The organism is Oceanicella sp., assembly GCF_056449545.1.
In genome coordinates, this window is record NZ_JBWOMN010000118.1 from 78,730 (window position 1) to 86,379 (window position 7,650).

Here is a 7,650-nt window from a genome sequence, read left to right on the forward strand (position 1 = left end):
AACCGGATCTGCCTGGGCCAATGACCCGGCCTGGCGAAACCGAGCAAAGCGCTCGTCAGATGTCATGAGCCTGTCGCCATTTGACTCTGAGCCACTGGAATCGCGGTGGGTGATGCAGGGGAATTGTGGTGGGTGATGCAGGGTTCGAACCTGCGACCCGCTGATTAAGAGGCAATACAAAATCTAGCAAAAACAATCACTTAAAAATTGGGGCAGCTCTGCCGCACATTCATGTTTCCGCCTGTTTTCCTTTTGTCATGTGTCGGCTGTCACGACGCCAGACAGGCCCGGATTTCTGCCCGAACTGCGCCGTAATCGGTCATCATCCGATGCAGCGCTGCAGCGTCTCCCAGGATGTCGAGCTCGCCGGCGGCGCGGTCCTGCATCGCCGGCGAATACTCGTAGAGCGTCGGGCATACCGGCTCAGAACTCGTGGTCGCGCAGGCGGTCAACAACGTCAACCCGGCGAGCATCAGCGTTCGCGTCACGCATTTTTCCCGATGTCTCAAGATTTTTCTCCATCGTTTTCTGGCGCTCGCTCTGGCGACCCTGTCGCTCTGACCTGCGCAGCGCCGCCAGAGCGATCGCCACAGCCCCGATAGCCAGGAGGGCATACCTCCCCAGCCGGGAACCCGTCACCCAGCCCCACGCGGCCACGAGGGCGCTCACTGCTCCTGATCCCGTGTCAGCGTCCGATACACAACCAGCCCGACGCCAATCACGGCGAGCCCGGCCGAAATGTATCCGACCCAAATTGCCGGCAGCGCCGGCGCAATTGTGGGCAGAGCGCTGGTTGCGGCGACATGTCCCGCAGCGATAGCGCCCACCACCACCCCGCCGTCGCGTGCCGCCTGGGCGACAGGCCGCGGCGATGGCTCAGGCGCGAATCGCGTGACCGCGCGGTCGGGAAACGCCTGACCCCAACTGACCCCAACTGGCACCGGCCTTGCATCGATATGAATGAAATTCCATCCGCCGCCCGCCCTGGGCGGATATAGCCCGACACCGGTAAACCCTATGGCGCGGGCGGCGCGCTCGAACTCCACCGGGTTGTGGTTGGTCATCGACACGTCGAAGGCCCGCCCCAACAGGTGCTGGCTGTGCTTGGCGCCGCCGACGGCCCGGTTGTGGATCGGGCATCGGTACGCCGAATTGATGATGAACGGGCGCCCCAGATCGTGGCGCAGACGCTGCAGCGTGTTGAGGGCGCGGACCTCGATCAGCAGCTTGCCGCAGTGCCGACAGGCCAGCTCCTCGGGCGAGAAGTTTGGCCACTGCCATGTGGCGCGATCCACATCCTGCCAATGCGCCACATCAATCACATCCGTCGTCATCTCGTCCTCCATCAGTCATGCCCGTTTCGCCGGAGCAACTCGAGCCGGATCGCCTTGAGCTCATCGAGTATTTCTCGGCGCATATCGACGATCGAGGCGCGATCCTCGGCGCGCCTGGACCGCATGTCTGAGATGTCCTGGGTGAGGCGCGCAGCGCGCGTCTCGTTGCGCATTGCATATCCAAATCCGGTGACGATCAGGATCAGCGCCATCCATGATCTTTCAAGCCATTCGAACAGCGTCATCTCGTGCTCCACGTCACAGCGCCGGCAGCGCCGGGGCGGTCATCTGCACCATGTCCGGCCCCTGCGTCGGATTGGCGGCCAGCCACGCCGGATCTGGCGTCAGGCGCTCACGATAGGTTTTGCCGGTGTCCCAGAAATCCGGGAAAATCGCCGTCTCGGCGATGACGTCGTCGTCCAGAGAGGTGTTGCCGACGCCCTGATCCAGCAGGTGCTCCCATCCTTCGTAGTTGACCAATCGCCCCTTCATGACATTGCCTGACCAGGTCAACTCCGAAGGGCGCGCGGTCTGGGCGTTGCCCAGGTTCAGCGCGCCGTCGCTGAACGCCGCAGGGTCAGTCATGATGATGTTGCGGCTGATTTTCGCGGACCGGAACCGCTCGAAATTGCCGCCCTGCGTGTTCACCGTCGTCGTCCAGATATTGTGCTCGATCCGCACGTGGCGATAGCAATGCTCCCAAGTCTGGTCGGATTTGTCCCAGCCCTCATGCCGCATGAACAGACCCTGGTGGGTCAGGTATCCGGCGCCGGTCATGAAATTCCCCAAGACCAACATGCCCCAGCAGGTCGGCTCATTCGTGCCGCCGATCTGCATCAGATCCCGATGCTCGGTGTTCAAATGATTTCCGCCATAACCCGCGATTTCGTTGTGGACGAAAGACAACCCCTGGAACTGCTGGCCGTAGAGGTGATCGTCGCGCACCGGGCCGATGGCGCAGCGATGCACGGCGTGCGGCCCGGTTTTGTTGAGCGTGATCCCCTCGTAGGTCTGATGGATCTTCACCCCGTCGATCACGCCGTAGCTGCCGGCCAGGTAGATGCCGGACCCCTCGTAAACGAATGTCTCGGCGTTTTTCCAGAAACTGTTTCCGCTCGGCGGGATCGCAGGATCAATCGTCCGCACGAACCCCGAATAGTCACCGCCGTGGATCCGGTTCAAGCGCCCGCCCGCCTTGGCGGCGTAGGTGTTTTTCGTCGCCGGCTGGGTGATATGCCGGACGGTCAGGTCGCGCCAGATCGCCGGGCCGCTCACGCCGCTCATGTCCAGCGTTGCCGGGAAGATCACGCCGGCATCGGCGGTGATGATGATTGGTTTGCTGGCATCTGTCAGCGTCAGCGCGTTCGACGGGTTGCCGTAACCGATGCTGAAATCATACCCGGCCGGGATCCTCAGGACGTAGGGCGCCACGAACGGGCCGGAGAGAGTGCGGATGTGATCCCACAGTTTTTCGCCGTTCTGCAGCACATGGTCTGGCGTCGATACATCGTAGGGCGCCACGATTTTCAGCGTGAATGAATGGTCGGCGGTGGCGCCGAGCGCGTCGGTCACCCGGACGGTGATGATTTGATCCGCCTGCGGCGCCGTGTCGGCGTAGCCCCAGAGCAATTGCGCGGTCGCGTCGAAAACGTAGGAACTGGTCGGGTTGGCCACCACGCTCGCGGTGTAGGGCGTGTGCCCGCCGGTGGCGTATCGCGCGATCAGGATCGTCGGCAGCTCCCACCCGGCCTCGACCTCGACGACTGTCGGCAGAAGCCCGGACGGGTCAATGTCGAGCGCCGCCGCGGCCGGGTAGGTGATGGACTTGAACGGCGCCGGATTGCGCGGCGCCAGAGACCCGTTGAGCGCGTAGACGCCGGTGATCTCGACAACGCCGCCGCTGTCCACGTCCGGGGTAACGATCAGAACGCCGTTGACGCCCAGCGTGTGGGGCAGGGCGCCGTCCCATGAATAGCCATCGATGACGCCGCCGGCGCCCGACGAAAAACTGATTGAATAATCCAGCGCATTGCTGGGCGATCCGACCCACATCTCCTCGGTCCAGAATGTCGGGCGAACCCCGGTCGTCACCGGCGACGCGCCGGTCGCGGTCACGTCCGCGACGAACAGGTAATGCATCCGCGCCGTGCGCAGGCGCGAAGTGAATTCGAAATTTCCGGCGTCAAGGTCGGACTGGAATTCCGCGGCCGAGATGTGATCCGCCGCGGCGGTGTAAAAATTGATGTCATCGACGGCGACCACCTGGCCGATTGAGTAGGCTGTCGCCGGCGCCCAGGCCGGAGCGCCCAGCTCCGCCGGCGCCGCGACCGTCCCTTTGAGCGTCAGCCCGACGCGAAGCTTGGCTGTTCCCGCCGGGGCGCCGGCGCCGTCGAACGAAACTCCGGTCCAGTCGCCCGGCGCCGTGCTGGTCACATACCAGCCCGCCGACGATCCATCGGCGAGGCGCGCGGAATAGTGCATCTCGGCCAGGTTTGACCCGGTGCCGCCGTGGTTCTGGGTGGTGCGGATTTCGTAGACGTCGCCGGGCGCCATGGGCGTCTCGAAAAGAATCCGCTGCGCGTTGCCGCCATCCTCGCCGAACGCCATCGCGAGGCCGGTGGTGTTTTTGTAGGTGTAATTCCGCAGCGCCAGCGACGGCATGCCGCTCTCGCCAGGGACGAATATCCCTGTCTGATCAGTCGCGAAATTCTCATCGACGATGATCGACGCGTCAGCGGCGGCAGCGGATTTCACCGGCGCCCCGGTGACGTCTGACCCGTCCGGCCCTGTCGCGGTGACGGTGATGCTAGCGGTTGTGAAATCCGCTGTCGCCGTGCCGTAATCCAGCAGCCCGGCGGAGGTGATGCTGGCCGTCGCGGAGATCTCCGCCGGGACGGTGGACAGCGCGAAACCGGTCGCCATGCCGGTAAAGAACTGGCTGGCGTCCACGATCGGGCCTGCCTGCCCGGTGATGAGTGAGACCAGCGGCAGGGCCCCCGTGGCGACAGGCGGATCCAGCGCCGCGCCGCCGCCGACCTCCACCTGCATGGCGACCGTGGCGGCGCCGAACAGATTGATCGCCTCGATCACCATTGCGGTCTGGGCCAGCAGATCCGTGGCCGTGCCGGTGATGTCCCCTGTTGCCGTGTCGATGGTAATGCCGGGCACGGACGGCGATCCGGCTCTGAACCGATAGCTGGCCGCTCCGGCGAACGCCGCGCCGGCGGCGATGGTTGCGATCGGCGTGTCGATTGTCCAGGTCTGATTGGCCAGCCCGCCCAGGACGGCGGGCGGGCTGGCCGCCTCAAAAGGGTTGGGCGCCGCATAGAACGACTGGATCGTCCCCCTGTTCGACGCGGCGGTGGAGGTCGATGAATTGCGAAATCGAAAAATCACCCCGTCCGGCGAGGTCACCGGGACGGCGATCCCGGTCCAGGTGACGGTCTCGGCGGCGCCGTTAGCCGTCTGGATGATTGTGTACGGCGCGCCGCCATAGGTCATTGTGATCTGCGCGCCCTGCGATCCATCGGAGAGGCGCTCATAAGCAAACAACTGCATCCGCCCGTTGCTGCCGCGCTTCTGCATGGTGAGGTTGACGGTGATCGTGTCGGGCGCGTTGAACAGCCCGTGGCGGCGCACCTGGGCGGTGCCGGTTATTTTCCGTAGCGTGAGCCCCTCGCCGTCGATATAGGTCAGGTCGCCGGGCGCGTTCTCGCCGCCGAACCCGCCGTCGCCGTTTTTCCAGATCAGCCAATCCGCGTTGTTGGCCGCCTGCCAACCTAGATCAGAGAACGTCTGATCGTAGGCGGCCCCAGCCGCGCCGCCGCCCGCCGCTTGGCGCACCGCAGTCTCCGCCAGGGCCATTCCGAAACCGAGCATCAGACGATCACCACCGCGTGGATGCCCGAGGCCGTGGTGCCGGCGGAGAGCACCCGCACCACCGCAACCGGCAGCCATGAATTGCTGGCGACGGCGATGGTGCGCGCGGAGGGTCCAGAATAGGTTTCGACCACGATGTCGCCGGCGGTCTCCACGTAGAGCGCGATCGCCGGCGCCGGCAGGTCGTCGGTGTCGGATGGGCTGACCGGTTGGATATCCGTCCCGCAGTTGAAGCGGGAAGGCGAGTGGCCGGAAAAGAAATTCGACATGTCAGGACTCCTTTTGCTGGACATGGGATCGCGCGATACGCGCTATGCCGGGCCATCGAGAAGGTCCAACCTGACCGATTGGATAAACCCGACATCGTCACAGGGCGCGCTTCTCGTCGTGAGAAAACATCGGATGTCGACGGTCCCGGCGGCCTCGACCCAGAACACCGCCTGCTGTTCCAACCAGCCGGTGTATTGCCCGGCGCCAGGCGCCGCAGGTTCGTGGCCGGTTGAATACTGATCTGCTGGATACACTGTCGCAGTGCCGCCGACGATGCGCATTGCAATATTCAGCGTTTGCGCCGCGCCGCCAAACACCGCCCCGGTTTGTTTGGCCCGGATCATGTAGCGGGCGCGCACCCAGCGACCGGCGAAAAATTCAGGGAGGTCGATCATGGTCTGCACGTTGTCTGGGGTGTCGCCTCCGCCAGCATCGCCCTGGACCTTGACCACTGATCTCGTGCGGCTTCCGGGATAGACTTCTGCTGCCACGGTCGAAACCGTCAGAGGCGCTATGACGCCGTTGGTGGCGGTAAAGTGCGCAATGTCGGACCCATCGGCCAGCATCGCCGCCATCTGCGCACCAGCGAAGATGATCGTGTTTGACGAACTTTCAGAGTCATCATCGCAAATCGCCGTCAAATCTGGCTCGGATCCAACTCCGGTGATGTCGCCCTCAATATATCCTGACGACATGTAGCTCGGCATTGACCGGACGAAGATGCGCCCGCCGGATCTTGTAGAGAACATGTAACGATCGGAAAACTGCCCGAGGCCTTGCGCGTAGTAGAGCGCCCCCCCCCTGAAAAGCTGATCTGCCCGCTGTTCTCGGCCCGAAACCCAGCCGTTGAGGCGCGGGCCGTGATCTTCAAAGGATCGACGATATTGATCCGGGCGCCAGCCCCATCCGCCCAGACGGCATAGACTGTGTCGGCTGCTGATTGGACCGGCCCCTGAAATGCGGTGTCGCCCACAGTCCCAGGGTTCTCAAAATACGTGGCGATTGTGGTGACTGTGACCAGGCGCCTGTGCGATGCGCCCTTTACCTCGATGATCCCGGTCAGCCCGTTTTGCAATCGCCCTCCGATAACGTTTATACGGATTTCCTCCTCGGTCTCGTCGCCCACGCATTTGATGCAGGCGCCGGTTGCGCCGCCTAGGATCGCCCCGCCGGAAATTTCACCGATGCAATTGGCAAGCAGAAGCGTCGAACCCGCATCTGTGATGGACGGCGTGCCTCCTGTGACGACCCGACCGGCGTGCTTGTAGCGTCCGCCGACGATCCGCCACGCGGTGGTGCCGTAACCCATCGTGACCAGATCGCCCCGCGACCATTGCATGTCGCATTCGAAAAGCGTGTCGCGATTGCTCTCCTTCGAACCCTCCCTGCCCGAAACATAGAGCCGTGTCGCTACGGCGGAATTGGCGTCGCCGATGCCGTTCGGGCGCCCGTCAATGCCGATCCGATGCAGGTATGGCGCGGCGCAGCCCTGATTGGAAATCATGTCGCCAATGAATTCGGGCGTCGGCACGATGAAGGCCATGCCGGCTACGATCGAGGCGATCGTCAGGTAATCGCTCTGGATCACGAGACCCGCGCCGATCGCATATTTCCTGCTGCGCAGCCCGACGGGAAATCCGGTCACCGCCGCCAGGTCAATCGCCGCCTGCAGCTGCGGGCCGTCATCGGCCACGCCGTCGCCCACGGCGCCCAGTTGTTCGGGCATGACGATGCCCTTCGCCAACTCCCACCAGCGCCCGCCGATCGAGACCTTGCCCTGATGCGCGGGTTCAGACGCCGCCTCGATGTATCCCGCGCCACCGCCGTCAAACGGGTCACGATAGCCGAGCGTGCGGATTTCCGTGGTCTCGGCCGGGATCGTCGCCAGCAGCGCGTCCGTCAGCGAACGGAACATGGGTATGCCGTCACCGGCCAGCACCACCTTGCCGTCATGGGCGATCGGCAGGCCAAGCGCGTCGAAGGCCAGGATCTGGCCCGCCCGCCCATCCGCCGTTGGAATGGTCATGTCTGAGGTTTCGCCGATTGGCGTCACCAGCGCGCGGGCCAGATCGCGGCGAATGCGCGAACTCTCCGTCCCGGCGTCCTGCACCGCCATGATGGTGCGGTCCATCTGCGCCTCAAGGCCGGCCTCGCGCCCGCCGGTCCG

Annotated in this window: 7 protein-coding genes; all 7 read right to left on the reverse strand. The window is 64.1% G+C overall.

Annotated features, from left to right (window positions below; all coding sequences use genetic code 11):
- Positions 1-269 precede the first annotated feature (269 nt).
- Entirely contained in the window at positions 270-488 is a 219-nt protein-coding gene (locus AC1HC7_RS15730) for a hypothetical protein (protein WP_479498006.1), read from the reverse strand.
- 177 nt (positions 489-665) lie between these two features.
- Positions 666-1,346 (reverse strand): YcbK family protein, encoded by a 681-nt coding sequence (locus tag AC1HC7_RS15735; protein WP_479499200.1) that lies wholly within the window; start codon positions 1,344-1,346, stop codon positions 666-668.
- Positions 1,346-1,579, reverse strand: coding sequence for a hypothetical protein (locus AC1HC7_RS15740; protein ID WP_479499201.1), 234 nt, complete (start codon positions 1,577-1,579; stop codon positions 1,346-1,348). The genes AC1HC7_RS15735 and AC1HC7_RS15740 overlap by 1 nt, the downstream gene beginning before the upstream one ends.
- A 13-nt stretch (positions 1,580-1,592) precedes the next feature.
- Complete coding sequence (locus AC1HC7_RS15745; protein ID WP_479499202.1) at positions 1,593-5,213, reverse strand: hypothetical protein; 3,621 nt, start codon at positions 5,211-5,213, stop codon at positions 1,593-1,595.
- On the reverse strand, positions 5,213-5,482 hold the full coding sequence (locus tag AC1HC7_RS15750; protein WP_479499203.1) for a spike base protein, RCAP_Rcc01079 family: 270 nt from the start codon (positions 5,480-5,482) through the stop codon (positions 5,213-5,215). Before AC1HC7_RS15750 ends, AC1HC7_RS15745 begins: the two co-directional genes overlap by 1 nt.
- A 42-nt stretch (positions 5,483-5,524) precedes the next feature.
- A complete protein-coding gene (locus AC1HC7_RS15755) occupies positions 5,525-6,178 on the reverse strand; it encodes a hypothetical protein (protein WP_479499204.1) in 654 nt (217 codons plus the stop codon).
- Positions 6,121-7,650, reverse strand: a 1,530-nt coding sequence (locus tag AC1HC7_RS15760) for a hypothetical protein (protein ID WP_479499205.1), incomplete at its 5' end; no start/stop codon positions are given. The genes AC1HC7_RS15755 and AC1HC7_RS15760, both read right to left, overlap by 58 nt.